This is a genomic window from Mycobacterium sp. 2-64 (assembly GCF_035918375.1).
Classification (GTDB): domain Bacteria; phylum Actinomycetota; class Actinomycetes; order Mycobacteriales; family Mycobacteriaceae; genus Mycobacterium; species Mycobacterium intracellulare.
This window is the reverse complement of the sequence record NZ_CP142361.1, coordinates 2292456-2308855: the sequence shown is the minus strand read 5'-3', so window position 1 is coordinate 2308855 and position 16400 is coordinate 2292456. Positions and strand designations below refer to the sequence as shown.

The 16400-nt window shown below is 67.9% G+C and carries 10 protein-coding genes; 4 read left to right on the top strand and 6 right to left on the bottom strand.

Translation table 11 applies throughout. The features are described 5' to 3' along the window. Positions 1-31: 31 nt before the first annotated feature. Positions 32-766, bottom strand: a complete 735-nt coding sequence (locus QGN31_RS10990) for a hypothetical protein (protein ID WP_014385101.1) — start codon at positions 764-766, stop codon at positions 32-34. A gap of 337 nt (positions 767-1103) precedes the next feature. Here QGN31_RS10990 and QGN31_RS10985 point away from each other — a divergent pair, with 337 nt between their 5' ends. Continuing rightward, positions 1104-1349, top strand: coding sequence for a hypothetical protein (locus QGN31_RS10985; RefSeq protein WP_014385102.1), 246 nt, complete (start codon positions 1104-1106; stop codon positions 1347-1349). Positions 1350-1431: 82 nt separating this feature from the next. Here the strand turns inward: QGN31_RS10985 and uvrA are convergent, their stop codons facing one another. After that, positions 1432-4350 (bottom strand): excinuclease ABC subunit UvrA, encoded by a 2919-nt coding sequence (uvrA, locus tag QGN31_RS10980; RefSeq protein WP_014382759.1) that lies wholly within the window; start codon positions 4348-4350, stop codon positions 1432-1434. Positions 4351-4483: 133 nt separating this feature from the next. Here uvrA and QGN31_RS10975 point away from each other — a divergent pair, with 133 nt between their 5' ends. Continuing rightward, a complete protein-coding gene (locus QGN31_RS10975; RefSeq protein WP_041785038.1) occupies positions 4484-5182 on the top strand; it encodes an MBL fold metallo-hydrolase in 699 nt (232 codons plus the stop codon). 18 nt (positions 5183-5200) lie between these two features. Here the strand turns inward: QGN31_RS10975 and QGN31_RS10970 are convergent, their stop codons facing one another. Then, positions 5201-5644, bottom strand: a complete 444-nt coding sequence (locus tag QGN31_RS10970; RefSeq protein ID WP_009954226.1) for a universal stress protein — start codon at positions 5642-5644, stop codon at positions 5201-5203. A 284-nt stretch (positions 5645-5928) separates the two neighbouring features. Here QGN31_RS10970 and QGN31_RS10965 point away from each other — a divergent pair, with 284 nt between their 5' ends. Further along, positions 5929-7512: a glycosyltransferase family 39 protein gene (locus tag QGN31_RS10965; protein WP_009954229.1), complete on the top strand. Its 1584-nt coding sequence runs from the start codon at positions 5929-5931 to the stop codon at positions 7510-7512. Between the two features lie 11 nt (positions 7513-7523). Here QGN31_RS10965 and QGN31_RS10960 read toward each other — a convergent pair whose 3' ends face one another. The 3 genes from QGN31_RS10960 to QGN31_RS10950 form a co-directional block, all read right to left on the bottom strand. Then, a complete protein-coding gene (locus QGN31_RS10960; RefSeq protein ID WP_009954230.1) occupies positions 7524-8942 on the bottom strand; it encodes an MFS transporter in 1419 nt (472 codons plus the stop codon). Positions 8943-8999: 57 nt separating this feature from the next. Further along, positions 9000-11177 (bottom strand): excinuclease ABC subunit UvrB, encoded by a 2178-nt coding sequence (uvrB, locus tag QGN31_RS10955; RefSeq protein ID WP_009954231.1) that lies wholly within the window; start codon positions 11175-11177, stop codon positions 9000-9002. 343 nt (positions 11178-11520) lie between these two features. Next, positions 11521-13560 carry a serine/threonine-protein kinase gene (locus QGN31_RS10950; RefSeq protein ID WP_014380346.1) on the bottom strand — a complete coding sequence of 680 codons (2040 nt, stop codon included), beginning with the start codon at positions 13558-13560 and terminating at the stop codon, positions 11521-11523. A gap of 157 nt (positions 13561-13717) precedes the next feature. Between QGN31_RS10950 and QGN31_RS10945 the strand changes: the two genes are divergently transcribed. Further along, a complete protein-coding gene (locus QGN31_RS10945) occupies positions 13718-16312 on the top strand; it encodes an FHA domain-containing protein (RefSeq protein WP_225346160.1) in 2595 nt (864 codons plus the stop codon). Positions 16313-16400: the final 88 nt, after the last annotated feature.

Here is a 16400-nt window from a genome sequence, read left to right as displayed (position 1 = left end):
ACCACTTTCGCGGCCAACCGGGACCGTGCCATCAACACGTGATTTCTTCCAATGCCGAAAAGCGGCTGAGGATTTCGGCGTTCTCGGCGCACATCAGCTTGAATTGCGCCGGCTCGGCATGAGCGGAAAGGGTGCGACGGTCCCACCACATCACTTTGGTTCGATAGTTTTCATTCGGATAGGCGGCCGCCGGAACGCGTGCGGCCACGACGCCCCCGGAGGATTGCCACTGCTCCAGCACATGGGCCGCCGCGGTAGCCATCACAAATTGAGCACCCAGCAGCGTCATCGTCGGCAGGGCCGTGCGGGCCAATACTCGGGAAAGCGACTGATTGCCATATTCGCGGGAATTGGCCCAGGCGCTTTTCACCTCCACGACGCCGAACGGAAGCCGGTTGGCGATCATATGACGCAGCAGGGAAAGGCCGGGATTGCCTTTCCACTCCACCAGAGCGTGGGAGTCCTCGGGCGAGCGCAACGGCCCCACGACGCGCGTGCCCCCGACCACGCGCCCCTCCGGGTCAAGGGCCGCGAAGAACAGCGCCGTGTCCGCGCCGTCCGAAATCGCGTCCACGTCGAGCACCCAATCCAAGCCGTGCCTGCGATAGCTGTGCGCTGCGCCTTCCAGGTATTGATTCCACAGATCGGGCTCCCCCCTCGGCGTGGACGCGACGACCCAACATCCCGTCGCGTGATCGCGCCAGCCGGACCGAACGTCCGACCGCGGGGCATCAAACACTCTTGCTTCGAGCTGAGCCGCTTCCATGGGTTTGCCTCCACCTATTAACCGTGCGAACTGAACTATTTCGTGAACGCGTCTTGAATCGTTTCTCAATTCGACTCGCGACAAATAACCAAGGAGATTGTGACATAACAAGCTAATGGCGGCTGTGCAGCGCGGGCGGAAAATATCAACGCGGGCTTGTTAGGCGCCGCACGGGATTTGGCGAAAACGTCAGCTACTGTTCAGTAACACGCGACCGCGGCCGAATTATGGTTAACGCCGGTCGGGGCTAGAGCACGGGAAATGCGAACCGCAGCGACTCCAAGAACTGACAACGGATGTTGCCGATTTCGACCGCGGCGCGCAGTACCGTGGCGGCATGCCCGACGAACCCAGCACTGAAGGTGCCGCCGACGCCGGATACGACGACGCCGGTACGCCGACGTTCGAGTCCGTGCGCGACAAGATCGAGGCCCGGTACGCGACGGCACAGGGCTCGGCCGAACTCGACGCGGAGTCACCCGAGGGACGATCGGTCGAGGCCGAGTACGACGAGCGCCGTCGCGCGGCGGCCGAGCGGCTGGCCCAGATCCGCGAGTCGATGCGGCGCGACGACCAGCCGTGAGCGACGCCGGGCGTGTGTCCCCTCAGTGCTCGCCAGATGCCCTGCCCGACAACGTCATTCGGGCCTTGTCGCGAAAGCGGACTCAGGCGGTGGCTTTACGGCGGCGGGCCGGCCGGCGCGTCGGAGCGCTGGCCGGCGGCGCGCTGCGCCCGATGACCTCGGCGAGGAACTTCCCGGTGTAACTCTCCGGCACCGCCGCGACGTCCTCCGGAGTGCCTTCCGCGACAACGGTTCCGCCCTCGGCGCCGCCTTCCGGCCCCATGTCGACGATCCAGTCCGAGGTCTTGATGACGTCCAGGTTGTGTTCGATGACGATGACCGTATTGCCTTTGTCGACAAGGCCGTTGATGACCTTGAGCAACTTGCGGATGTCGTCGAAATGCAGACCCGTGGTCGGCTCGTCGAGGATGTACACGGTGCGCCCGGTGGATCGCTTTTGCAGTTCGGCGGCCAGTTTCACGCGCTGCGCCTCGCCGCCGGACAGCGTCGGCGCCGGCTGGCCGAGCCGCACATAACCGAGACCGACGTCGACCAGGGTGCGCAGATAGCGGTGGATGCCGGTGATCGGCTCGAAGAACTCCGCCGCCTCCTCGATGGACATGTCCAGCACCTCGGAGATGGTCTTGCCCTTGTAGTGCACCTCGAGGGTTTCCCGGTTGTAGCGGGCCCCCTGACACACCTCGCACGGCACATACACGTCGGGCAGGAAGTTCATCTCGATCTTGATGGTGCCGTCACCGGTGCACGCTTCGCAGCGGCCGCCCTTGACGTTGAACGAGAACCGGCCCGGTTGGTAGCCACGGACTTTGGCCTCGGTGGTCGCCGCGAACAGGGTGCGGATCTTGTCGAACACGCCGGTGTAGGTGGCCGGGTTCGACCGCGGCGTGCGGCCGATCGGCGACTGATCCACCCGCACCAGCTTGTCCAGGTGGTCCAGCCCGGTGACCCGGGTGTGGCGGCCGGGGACCAGCCTTGCGCCGTTGAGCCGGTTGGCCAGCACCGCCGCGAGGATGTCGTTGACCAGAGTCGACTTGCCGGAACCGGACACGCCGGTCACCGACGTGAGCACGCCGAGCGGGAACGAGACGTCGATGCCGCGCAGGTTGTGCTCGCGGGCGCCGACGACGGTGAGCTGACGGCGCCGGTCGACGGGACGCCGGATCGCCGGCATCTCGATGCTTTCCTTGCCCGACAGGTAGGCGCCCGTGATCGACTCCTTGTTGGCCAGCAGCTCGCTGTAGGTGCCGCTGTGCACGATCTGGCCGCCGTGCTCACCGGCCCGCGGGCCGATGTCGACGATCCAGTCGGCGTGCGCGATGGTGTCCTCGTCATGCTCGACGACGATCAGCGTGTTGCCCAAACCCCTTAGCCGAGTGAGGGTTTCGATGAGACGACGATTGTCGCGCTGATGCAGCCCGATGGATGGCTCGTCGAGCACGTACAGCACGCCCACCAGCCCGGACCCGATCTGGGTGGCCAGCCGAATGCGTTGCGCCTCACCACCGGACAGCGTGGCGGCCGCGCGGGACAGCGACAGGTATTCGAGACCGACGTCGAGCAAAAATCCCAGCCGCGACTGGATTTCCTTGAGCACCTGCCCGGCGATCGCCTGCTCGCGCGGCCCCAGGGTGAGGGTGTTGAGGAAGTCTGCGCAATCGGAGATCGACAGCTCACAGACCTCGGCGATGGACTTCTTGCCGCGATTGCCCGCGCTCAGCGACACCGCCAGGATCTCCGGCTTGAGCCGGGTCCCCTCGCAGACCGGGCAGGGCACGTCACGCATGAAGCCCTCGTAGCGCTCCTTCATCTGCTCGGATTCGGTCTGCGCCATCTTGCGCTGCAAAAACGCCAGCACGCCCTCGAAATCGGCGTAATAGGAGCGGGTCCGGCCGTACCGGTTGCGGTAGCGCACGTGCACCTGGTGGTCGGAGCCCTCGAGGATCGCCTTGCGGGCCTTGGCGGGCAGTTTGCGCCACGGGGTGTCGACGTCGAAGCCCAGCTCGTCCCCCAGCCCGGCCATCATCCGGGTGAAGTACTCCGCGGTGTGGCCCGTCGACCACGGCGCCACCGCGCCCTCGGCCAGGGTGCGCTCGGGGTCGGGCACCACCAGGTCGGGGTCGACCTCCTTGCGGATGCCCAGGCCGCTGCATTCCGGGCAGGCGCCGTACGGCGAGTTGAACGAGAACGACCGCGGCTCCAGGTCGTCGACGGCCAGCGCGTGCCCGTTCGGGCAGGCCAGCTTCTCGGAGAACCGCTGCTCGCGGTTGTGGGCGTCGTGCTCGTGATCGACGAACTCCAGCACCACGATGCCGTCGGCCAGGTTCAGCGCGGTCTCCACCGAGTCGGTGAGCCGCTGCTTGGCGCTGGCCTTCACGGTGAGCCGGTCCACCACGACCTCGATGTCGTGCTTCTCCTGCTTCTTCAGCTTCGGCGGATCGGTCAGCGGATGCACGACGCCGTCGACCCGGACCCGGCTGTAGCCCTGGGCGTTGAGCTTTTCGAAGAGGTCGGCGAACTCGCCCTTGCGGGTGCGCACCACCGGCGCGAGCACCTGAAACCGGGTGCCCTCCGGCATCGCCAGCACCTGGTCGACGATTTGCTGGGGCGTCTGGCGGGCGATGCGCTCGCCACACACCGGGCAGTGCGGGGTGCCGGCGCGGGCGTACAGCAGCCGCAGGTAGTCGTAGACCTCGGTGATGGTGCCGACCGTCGATCGCGGGTTGCGGTTGGTGGACTTCTGGTCGATCGACACCGCCGGGGACAGGCCCTCGATGAAGTCGACGTCCGGCTTGTCCATCTGCCCGAGGAACTGGCGGGCGTAGGCCGACAGGGACTCCACGTAACGCCGCTGCCCCTCGGCGAAGATCGTGTCGAAGGCCAGCGACGATTTGCCCGAACCCGACAGCCCGGTGAAGACGATCAGCGCGTCGCGGGGCAGGTCGAGGTCGACGCCGCGCAGGTTGTGCTCGCGGGCGCCCTTGATGATCAGACGGTCAGCCAACGCCGCCCCTCTCAGGAACTATCTGCTACTTTTCCGCAGCCACAATGCCGATCCCGGATCGGAGTTGCGCACGGCGCATTCCATGCTATGTGCCCATACCGACAAGCAGTCTGTGACCAGTAACGTGGCCGCTATGACTGCCCAGGACGGCCCCACTGACAAGCTTGTCGACACCTACACGGGACACGTCGACCCTGGTACCGCGGCCCGCCGGACCCTACCCGGCGCCACGATCATAAAGGCGTCGGTGGGCCCCATGGACAACAACGCGTATCTGGTGACGTGTTCCGCCACGGGCGAAACCCTGCTCATCGATGCCGCCAACGACGCCGACGACCTGATCGGCCTGATCCGGCAGCACGCACCGAAGGTGTCGCTGATCGTGACCAGCCATCAGCACTTCGATCACTGGCAGGCGCTCGACGCCGTGGCGAAGGCGACCGGCGCGCCGACCGCCGCGAACGAGATCGACGCCGAGGCGCTGCCGGTCAAACCCGACCGTTTGCTGGCGGGCGGCGACACCGTGCGGATCGGCGAGCTGAACTTCGACGTCATCCACCTGCGGGGGCACACCCCCGGATCGATCGCGCTGGCCCTGGACGGACCCGCGACCGGTGGGGTCACGCAGCTGTTCACCGGCGACTGCCTGTTCCCGGGCGGCGTCGGCAAGACGTGGCAGCCCGGCGATTTCGACCAGCTGCTCGACGACGTCACCACCCGGGTGTTCGACGTGTATGACGACGCGACGGTCATCTACCCCGGCCACGGCGACGACACGGTGTTGGGCGCCGAACGCCCCCATCTGAGCGAATGGCGCGCGCGGGGCTGGTAGCCCCAGCCGGCCGGGCGGTTACGTCGTGGTGTGCACGATCAACACGTCGGTCTTGGCCCGCCGCGAGACGTTGGCCGGCACCGATCCCAGCAGCCGGCCGGCGATGGTGCTCAGACCGACGTTGCCGACCACGAGCAGATCTGCCTGCTCTTCCTCGGCGAGGTGCACGAGCGCATCGACCGGCGCCCCCACGATTGGGCGTTCGTCGATGTTCTGCGCACCCGCCGCCTGGGCGCGGTCCTTGGCGTCGCGCAGGATCGCGTAAATCGGCGCGGTGCCCGAAACCTTGTAGCTTTCGTCCCGGAGGGCGTCGGCGGCCCGGGCGTCCTCGTGTTGCGGCAAGTACGCCGAGGCGACGATCAGCTTGGCGTCCGGTCCGGCGATCTGCGCCGCCTTCTCTACCGCACGCATCGACGAGTCCGAGCCATCGGTTCCTACCACCACAGTCCGATAGGCGCCCATTTACCCTCCCAGTTTCGGTTGGTCAGCCAACCCAAGACAGTATCGCGTTTGCTCGGCGCAGAGGAGAAAGATTTGCGACACAGTGTGGCGTGGCGCCCCCGCAATTTGCGGCGCCTGGCTGGGCCAACGGACAATATCGGAAATGGCAAAACAATCGAATGCGCGATTCGGCGACGGAAAGCATTGCATGACGCCGCTTTTCGTGAATACGGGCGCGAACTGCAAATGCGGCGGGTGCTGTTGGTGACCGGTTCGACCGACCGCGCCCTACAGTAACAAGCATCATGTCCATGCCCACCCTCGAGCCGATTTTCGAGCCGCGCGCCGGGGATGTTGTCGATAAAACCGTCGCAGCGGGCCCCCGCGGCAGGTTGCTCGATCCGTGGGCGATCGCCCTGTTCGCCACGGCCGTCAGCGCCGCCTGGGCCTGCCGGCCTTCGCTGTGGTTCGACGAGGGGGCCACGATTTCGGCCGCGGCGAGCCGGACGCTGCCCGAGCTGTGGCGGCTGCTGGGCCACATCGACGCCGTCCACGGTGCGTACTACCTGGTGATGCACGGTTGGTTCGCCCTGTTTCCGCCCACCGAGTTCTTCTCGCGCCTGCCCAGCGCCCTTGCCGTGGGCGCCGCGGCCGCCGGGGTCACGGTGTTCACCAAGAAGTTCGCGACGCGCCCGACGGCGGTGTGCGCGGGCGTCGTCTTCGCCATCCTGCCCCGCACGACGTGGGCCGGCATGGAGGCGCGTTCCTATGGCTTCGTCGCGGCCGCGTCCGTATGGCTGACGGTGTTGTTCGTGGCCGCCGTCCGGCGCAATCGGCCCCGCTGGTGGATTTGCTACGCGCTGGCATTGGCGCTGTCGATCCTGCTCAACGTCAACCTGGTGCTGCTGGTGCCGGTGTACGGCGCGATCCTGCCGCTGTTGCTTCCCGGAGGGTCCCGCAGGTCCCCGGTCGTGTGGTGGGCCACCAGCTCTGCCGTCGCGGTCGGGGCGATGATCCCGTTCGCGCTGTTCGCCCATGGCCAGGTGTGGCAGGTCGGCTGGATCTACCCGGTGAGCTGGCATTACGCGTTCGACATCATCCTGCGGCAGTATTTCGACCACAGCGTCGCCTTCGCGGTGCTGAGCGCGGTCGTGATCGTCGCGGCGGCGCTGGCCCGGTTGGCCGGCGCGCCGGCCCCGGCCGGTGACCTGCGCCGGTTGTTGACCTTCTGTGTGGTGTGGATGGTCATTCCGACCGCGCTGGTCGTCATCTATTCCGCCGTCAGCGAGCCGATCTACTACCCGCGCTACCTGATCTTCACCGCGCCCGCGATGGCCATCGTCCTGGCCGTCTGCATCGTCACGCTGGCCCGCCGGCCCTGGCCGATGGTCGGCGCGGTGCTGCTGTTCGTCATCGCCGCGGTGCCCAATTACCTGTTCGTCCAGCGTTGGCCGTACGCCAAGGAGGGCTGGGACTACAGCCAGGTCGCCGACCTGATCGCCGCACACGCCGCCCCCGGCGACTGCCTGATGGTGGACAACACCGTGCCGTGGCGGCCCGGCCCGATCCGGGCGCTGCTGGCCACCCGGCCGGCGGCCTTCCGGTCGCTGATCGACGTCGAGCGCGGCGTGTACGGCCCGAAGGTCGGCTCGCTGTGGGACGGCCATGTGGCCGTCTGGCTGACCACGGCCAAAATCGACAAATGCCCCACCATCTGGACCATTACCAATAAAGACGCCTCGCTGCCGGATCACCAAGCGGGACAATCGCTCCCGCCCGGAAGCGCATTCGGGCGCGCCCCGGCATACCGATTCCCGGGCTACCTGGGCTTCCACATCGTCGAGCGTTGGCAATTCCATTACTCGCAGGTGGTGAAATCCACCCGGTAATCCCCGACGGGTCAGCCCACGCTGGCGACCGGCCGCGCCTGGCGCGTGGCCCGGGTCGCGGCGTACGACACCGCCACACCCGCGGCGCTCACCGCGGTGAAGACCGTGAACAACAAATGGGCCGCGACCGCCTCGCCACCGGTGGCGGTGTTGACGACCACTCCGGCCAGTCCGGCGCCGATCGCCGCGGAGGTCAGCTGGACGGTGTTGATCGCCGCGGAGGCGGCGCCGCCCTCGGCCGGATCGTTGACGCAGGCCATCGCGCGGGCCGAGAGGTGCGGCCAGGCCATCCCGATGCCGATGCCGGCGACCAGCAGGGCCACCGCCCACAGGGCGGCGGTCCAGTTTGACCCGTCGCCGTGCCGGGCGACCGCGCCCAGCGCCAGGCCGGACGCGGCCACCAGCGGCGCCACCATGACCACCCGCCCGATCGTGCGCGGATTTTCCAGCGAGGCGCTGACGATTTCGCTGACGGTCCAGCCGAGGGCGAGGGCCGCGCCCAGGAAGCCGGCCGCGATCGGCGTGAGGTGGGCCAACCGCTGCCCGAACAGCGGCACATAGGTGTTCACCATCGCCGCGCCCATCAGGACACCCATGGTGAGGTAGATCCACTTCAACGGGCCGGGAGAGAACACGCTGGGCGGCAGGATGGCCGCGTGCATGCGCCAGTCGACGATCACGAACAGGCCGACCAGCATGATGCCGGCCGCAAGCAGGCCGTAGGTCGCGACGGTGTTGCGGGGAATCTGCGCGCCGCTCACGGCCAGCGCGGCCACACCGATGATCAGCAGCGACCACACCGGCACCTTCATCCGCGGGATGCCGTTCGTCGGGTCGACGCTGGCCAGCGCGACCGGCACCAGCAGGGCCATCAAGACGGTGAGGACGGCCATCGTGACGAACGCCCACCGCCAGATCCCGAGCTGCGCGAACAGGCCGCCCGTCGTGGGCCCGACCACCGTCGCGACGCCCCACATCGCTGACACCAGCGCCGAGCCCCGCGTCCACAGCCAGCGGGGCAGCGCGGAGTTGATCACCGCGTAGCCCAGGCCGGCCAGCAAGCCCCCGGCCACCCCCTGCATCGCGCGGCCAGCAATCAGAACATGCATGGTCGGCGCGGCCGCGCAAACCATGCTGGCGATGCCGAACACGGCGAGTCCGAACAGATACGACGACCGCGCCCCGACGCGCAGCAGCATCGGATTGACCATCGTCGCCGCGACCACCGACCCGACCAGGTACAGCGTCGTCACCCACGCGTAGAGCCGGCTTCCGCCGATCTCGGCGATCGTGTTGGGCAACAAGCTGGTGGTCAGGAACTCGTTGGTGGCGTACAGCGCTACCCCACCGGCTAGCAGGATTGACGTCCTCAGATACCGGGCGCCCAGCAGCTCTCGCCAGCCGCCGGTGATAGTCGCCGCGTCGGTCACCCCTCTACCGTATGGGGTGCCGCGGGGTTACCCGGCGCAGATCGGTTGCCAGCAAACTCATTTCAGGCCGGCGGCGTCCATCCCGCGCAGTTCCTTCTTCAGGTCGGCGATCTCGTCCCGGAACCGCGCGGCCAGCTCGAATTGCAAGTCCCGGGCGGCGGCCATCATCTGCGCGGTCAGGTCCTTGATCAGGTCGGCCAGTTCGGCGCGGGGCATGCTGGTCGTGTCGCGGCCCTCGAACACCCCGGCGCTGACCGCGCGGCCCGGCTCGCCCTGTGCGCGCCGACCGCGGGACGCATTGCGCCCTGACCCGCCGATCTCCACCACGCTGGCTTCTGTATCAGACGCCTCGCGATAGACCTGGTCGAGGATGTCGGCGATCTTCTTGCGCAGCGGTTGCGGGTCGATCCCGTTGGCCTCGTTGTAGGCGATCTGCTTCGCCCGGCGCCGTTCGGTCTCGTCGATGGCTTCCTTCATCGAGTCGGTGATCGTGTCGGCGTACATGTGCACTTCGCCGGAGACGTTGCGGGCGGCGCGGCCGATGGTTTGGATCAGGCTGCGCGATGACCGCAGGAAGCCCTCTTTGTCGGCATCCAGGATGGCGACGAGCGACACCTCCGGCAGGTCCAGGCCCTCGCGCAGCAGGTTGATGCCGACCAGCACGTCGTACTCGCCGAGCCGCAGCTGGCGCAGCAATTCCACCCGGCGCAGCGTGTCGACCTCCGAGTGCAGATAGCGCACCCGGATGCCCATCTCGAGCAGGTAGTCGGTGAGGTCCTCGGCCATCTTCTTGGTGAGCGTGGTGACCAGCACCCGCTGGTCGGCGTCGGTGCGCTTGCGGATCTCGCCGATCAGGTCGTCGATCTGCCCCTTGGTCGGTTTGACCACCACCTTCGGGTCCACCAGGCCGGTGGGCCGGATGACCTGCTCGACGAACTCGCCGCCGGACTGACTGAGCTCATAGGGGCCCGGGGTGGCCGACAGATACACCGTCTGCCCGACCCGGTCGGCGAACTCCTCCCACGTCAGCGGGCGGTTATCGCACGCCGACGGCAACCGGAACCCGTATTCGACCAGGTTGCGCTTGCGCGACATGTCGCCCTCGTACATGCCGCCGATCTGCGGCACGGTGACGTGCGACTCGTCGATGACCATCAAAAAGTCTTCCGGAAAGTAGTCGAGCAGGGTCGCCGGCGGCGAGCCCGGCCCCCGGGCGTCGATGTGGCGGGAGTAGTTCTCGATGCCCGAACAGAATCCGACCTGGCGCATCATCTCGATGTCGTAGTTGGTGCGCATCCTCAGGCGCTGCGCCTCGAGCAGCTTGCCCTGGCCCTCGAGTTCGGCCAGCCGGGCGGCCAGTTCCTCTTCGATCGTCGAGATGGCGTGGGCCATCCGCTCGGGGCCGGCCACGTAGTGGGTGGCCGGGAAGATGCGCAGCGAGTCGACCTGGCGGATCACGTCGCCCGTCAGCGGGTGCAGGTAATACAGCGCCTCGATCTCGTCGCCGAAGAACTCGATGCGCACCGCCAGTTCTTCGTAGGACGGGATGATCTCCACGGTGTCGCCGCGCACCCGGAACGAGCCGCGGGTGAAGGACAGGTCGTTGCGGGTGTACTGGACGTCGACCAGTAGCCGCAGCAACCCGTCCCGGGGCACCTCGTTGCCGACCCGCAGTTCCACCGAGCGATCCAGGTACGACTGCGGGGTGCCCAGGCCGTAGATGCACGACACCGACGCCACCACGACCACATCGCGCCGCGACAGCAGCGACGACGTCGCGGAGTGCCGCAAGCGCTCGACGTCGTCGTTGATCGAGCTGTCCTTTTCGATGTAGGTGTCGGTCTGCGCGATGTAGGCCTCGGGCTGGTAGTAGTCGTAGTACGACACGAAGTACTCAACGGCGTTGTGCGGCAACATCTCCCGCAGCTCGTTGGCCAGCTGGGCGGCCAGCGTCTTGTTGGGTGCCATCACCAGGGTGGGCCGCTGCAGGCGCTCGATGAGCCAAGCGGTGGTGGCCGACTTCCCGGTGCCGGTGGCGCCGAGCAGCACCACATCGCGCTCCCCCGCCCTGATCCTGCGCTCCAGCTCGTCGATGGCCGCCGGCTGGTCCCCGGCGGGGTCGTGCGGGCTGACGACCTCGAAGCGGCCGCCGGCGCGCACCAGCCCCGCCACGGCCTCTTCGGCCGGGCGATATTCCGAATGAGCGACTACCGGATGTTCCGTGGCGAATGCCATGCCACCAGGGTAGAGGCGATCACCGACAAGTGCCTTGGAGCTGGTCTTTGCAGGTCGTCGTCCTGACGGTTGAGGGATTCGCTCATGGAGGATCTTGGTAAAGACGAGGCTGCGTCTTTGGTCGAGCTTGGTTTTGGCTGGCGCTAGACGGGGGCGCTCCGGTCGACGGCGTATACCGATACGCCTCAGAGATGCTCGACGTCCGGTCAGGGAGGTTCTCGCGCGGATAGCCGAACCACCAAATAGTGTCTGGCTCTCCCGGTTGGCGGGAGGACGAGGACGGCTGGTTTTCCTCGAAGTCGACCAGAAAGTAGTACAGGACGGCCCCCGCGGCCGTCCTCGGCTAACCCGCGGGACGCGTCCACGTCCGGGTGACCGGGTCGCATTGCAGCAGGTAGCCGTCGCTGGAGGTGCTCATGGCGAACACCGAGGTGCCCGGCCGGTCGCACGAGCTACCGGCCGCGTGCACGCCCATCGTGATCGGGGCCTTGGCCCAGCTGCTGCCCTCGCACACGATCTGCTCGTTGTTGGTCGGGTCGTAGGCGACCTTGCCGACATCGGCGCACAACCCGCCCAGCACGGGCGGCGCCGGGGCGGACGCGGTGGTCGAGGCGTTGATGACCTGGGTGGGGTCGCCCAACGCCACGCCGGCCGGCGCGGCGCCGGCCCGGGTGGCCACCACGGGCACCCGGACCACCGCCCCCTGAGCGCCGCACTCGTTGCTGAGCACGGTCTCGGTCTGCGTGCCCCGCAGCGTGCCGTCGGCCTGCGGCGCCAGCGACCACGCGACGGTTTCCTGCTGGGTGGCAGGCGCGTGTCCGTTCGGCTGGGCGCAGCCCACTCGCAGCTGCTCGGGCGCGCCTTGCCAGTAGCCACCCACGTAGCGCAACGTGTCGGCCTGGCCGCCGCCGGTGGTGCTGGCCAGTTGGTGGGTGGCATCGTCCAGCTGGGTCCCGGTGGCCGCGCATCCGTTGGTCGTGCAGGCCGACCGGAACGCCCACCAGTCGGTGGTGGCTCCGCCGTGCCGGATGCCGATGCCGTTGGTGGTCCGCTTGGTCTGGTCATAGTCCAGCCGATAGGTCCCATTCAGCGCCGGTCCCCCGGCGGCGGGTGCGGCGCTGGGAGCGGGCAGGGACGGTTTGGAGGCGAGCGCGGGGCTGGGCGGCGGCGTGGTGGGCTCAAACGAGTACAGGATCGACCAGGTCGCCGCGACGGCGACGAGCACCGCGCACACCAGCGCCGCGGCCCACCGGGTTTTCGACGAGAACCGGTGGTTCAAGGCGGCGAGCCCGCGCCGGCGGTGCGGCGCCAACGGGGCGGTGCGCGGCGGCGGGCGGCGGGCTTCGGAAACCCGCGCGCTGACGGCGGTGGCGAACTCCCGGCACCGCGCGAACCTGTCCTCGGGCCGTTTGGCGAGCGCCGTCGAGAACACGTCGTCGAGCTCCGCCAGCTCCGGCCGAAAGTCGCTGAGGCGGGGAGGCGTCTCGTGCAGGTGCCGGCTGATCACCGCGATCGGGTTGGAATGCTGAAACGGTGGCGCACCGGTCAGCAGATGGAAAGCCGTTGCGGCCAACGCGTATTGGTCGGCCCTCCCGTCGATCGGAGCGCCGGCAAGCTGCTCGGGCGCGGCGTAGGCCACGGTTCCCACCGCGACGTTGGTTTCGGTGATCCCGCTCACGTCGCCCAGGTGGCGCGCGACACCGAAGTCCGCCAACAGGATTCGGCGTTCCCCGTCTTCCGGGTGGGTGAGCAGGATGTTGGCGGGCTTGACGTCGCGGTGCAGCAGGCCACGGTCGTGCGCGTAGTCCAGCGCACCCGCGACCGCTTGCACGATGGCACACACCTCGTGGATCGGCATGCCCTCGGGGTGGCTCTGCTTGACCAACCGCGACGCATCGGTGCCCTCGACATAGTCCATCGAGATCCACAGATGCCCGTTGAAAGCGCCGCGGTCGTGGACGCCGACGATGTGGGGATGCCACAGCGTCGCCGCGAGATCGGCCTCCCGATTGAACCTTTCGCGAAACTCGGGATCGGCCGTCACCGCCTCGGCGAGGACTTTGATCACGTCGCGGCGCGGCAGCCGGGGATGCAATGCCAGGTAGACCTCGGCCATGCCACCGGCGCCCAGTTGCCGCAAGATCGTGTAGCCGGCAAACGACGCACCATTCCCCACCGCACCGGAATCGCTGTGTGGTTGCGCCGCTTGGGGTTCCGCGTTCGGCAGGGAACTCACCGGTGGTATCCGGCGAAACAGCTGCCCGATCGGCATCGCGGGTAACGAGTGAAAACCCGCGCGCAGGGCGTCGCGGGCCTGGCGCGGGTTGGTCAGCAGTCGTCGCCCGGTGCCGATGCGCCGGGTCGTTCGCTTGTGCTCATCCATCAATGCGTTGGTCCCCCTCCGATCGAATAATGCCGCACGGCCGTAGGCGATTCGACTCCGCCGACTATGAAACAGCTATGAATAGCCGTGCCGAAACAAAGGGAAGTCACAGCCGGATCCCATAGAAGCACGGCCGGCGCGACCCGATACTTGAGTGGTGACTCGACCCGCCCCGCCTCTGCTGACCATTCGGCACGACGGGTCCCAACGATCCTTCGCGGCCGGACACGAAGTGGTCGTCGGACGCGACGCGCAGGCCGACGTGCAGATCGCCGATCCGCGCATCTCGCGCGCGCATCTGATCCTGCGTTTCGATCAAGGCCGCTGGCTGGCAATCGATAACGGTTCGCTGAACGGGACCTATCTCAACGGTTACCGGATGCCGGTCATCGATATCCACGACGGCCAGAGCATTCACGTCGGAAACCCGCGCGGCCCGCACCTGACCTTCGCGATCGGGCCCCGGCAGGGCCAGGCGACCCGCCCGGCCCGCACCCGGCCCAGCCACGATTCCGGGCCACCGACCCTGACGTGGTCCGCGGTTGGCGAGCAAACGAATCCGACGCATCATCGGCCCCCGCCGCGCCGCGGCGTTCCCCGAGGTCCGCTGCCTCGCCCCGCGCCCCCGCTGCCGCTCGCGGCGCCTTCGCCAGTGCGCGGCGCACCACCGGAGGAGCTGACCGTCATCGATCCCGGCTCGCCCGCCAGGTTGCGGGCCGCGCCGGCAACGGAATTCACGGTGATCGACGCAAAGACGGCCGACGTGTCGAACCTGGCGACGCGCTTTGTGAGATTGCTCTCGCCGCGCGCGTCGTCCGCCGCGGGCACGACCGGCGCCCTGACCATCGGGCGCGCCCCCGAAAACGACATCGTCGTCCCCGACGTATTGGCGTCGCGCCGGCACGCGACCTTGGTGCCCACACCGCTGGGCACCGAGATCCGGGACAACAGCGTCAACGGCACGTTCGTCAACGGCACCCGGGTCGGGTCGGCGATCCTGTCCGAGGACGACGTCGTCACCATCGGCAACGTCGACCTGGTGTTCCGTGGCGGCACGCTCACCAAGCGCAGCGAAGCCGCGTCGCGGAGCGGCGGGCTCGAGGTGCGCAACGTCAAGTACGTCGTCGACAACGGCAAACAACTGCTCGACGACATCTCGCTGGTCGCACGTCCCGGAACGCTCACCGCGGTGATCGGCGGGTCGGGCGCCGGAAAGAGCACCCTGGCCAGGCTCATCGCCGGCTACACCACACCCAGCTCGGGCTCAGTTACGTTCGAGGGACACAACATTCACGCCGAGTACGCCTCCCTGCGCAGCAGGATCGGCATGGTCCCCCAAGACGACGTCGTGCATCGCCAGCTGACCGTCAACCAGGCGCTGGGCTACGCCGCCGAGCTGCGGCTGCCGCCCGACACCGGAAAGGCCGACCGCGCCGGGGTCGTCGCCCAGGTGCTCGAGGAGCTCGACCTGACCAAACACGCCGACACCCGCGTCGACAAGCTGTCCGGCGGGCAGCGCAAACGCGCGTCGGTGGCGCTGGAACTGCTGACCGGCCCGTCATTGCTGATCCTCGACGAGCCCACGTCCGGCCTGGACCCCGCGCTCGACCTGCAGGTCATGACGATGCTGCGCCAGTTGGCCGACGCCGGTCGTGTGGTGCTGGTGGTGACGCACTCGCTGTCCTACCTGGACGTCTGCGACCAGGTGTTGCTGATGGCCCCCGGCGGCAAGACGGCCTACCGCGGCTCGCCCGAGCAGATCGGCGACGCGATGGGCACCACCAACTGGGCCAAGATCTTCACCCAGGTCGGCGCCGACCCGGACGAAGCCAATCGCCGCTTCGTGGAACGCAGCGAGGCCCAAAAGCGCATGCCGGACAAGGCCGATGAGCCGAGCGGCCTGGGTGAGCCGGTGCACACCAGCGTGCGACGCCAGATCTCGACCATCGCCCGGCGGCAGTTCCGCCTCGTCGTCGCCGACCGCGCCTACTTCGTCTTCCTGGCGCTACTGCCCTTCGTATTGGGTTCGCTGTCCCTGACCGTCCCGGGCAGCAACGGATTTCATGCGCCGGGGCCCAATGCGGGAACGCCCGACGAGGCCGCACAGATACTGGCCCTGCTGATGCCGGCCGCGGCATTCATGGGCACCGCCTTGACAATTCGCGATCTGGTCGGCGAACGGGCCATCTTCCAGCGGGAGCAGGCGGTCGGCCTGTCGACCACCGCATACCTGCTCGCCAAGTCCGCGGTGTTCTGCGCGTTCGCCATTTTGCAGTCGGCGATCGTCACGGCGATCGTGGTGGCCGGCAAGGGCGCACCGACGCGCGGCGCAAATCTGTTCGGCCACTCCACGATTGGGGCCACGGTCGAGCTGTTCGCGACGGTGGCCGCGACGTGCGTCGCCTCGGCCATCCTGGGCCTGGCCATCTCGTCGCTGGTGCGCTCGAGCGAGCAAATCATGCCGCTGTTCGTGGTGACGGTGATGGCGCAGCTGGTGCTGTGCGGCGGCATGGTGCCCGTGACCGGCCGGCTCGGCCTGAACCAGTTGTCGTGGGCGATGCCGGCGCGCTGGGGCTACGCCGCCGCCTCGTCGACGGTGGACCTGCGGCACCTGGTGCCCGATTCGCTGCTGTCCCAGGACCGGTTCTGGCAGCACGCGCCGAAGACCTGGCTGCTGGACATGGCCATGCTGGCCGCGCTGTCACTGTTGTATGGCGGGTTTGTGCGGTGGAAGATCCGGTTGCGCCGGTAGGGTGTGATCATTCAGGAGGAACAGCGAGATTCACCCACCGAAACACGAGACGTTCGACTTAGTGGGCCGCACCAACACCGATCCCAAG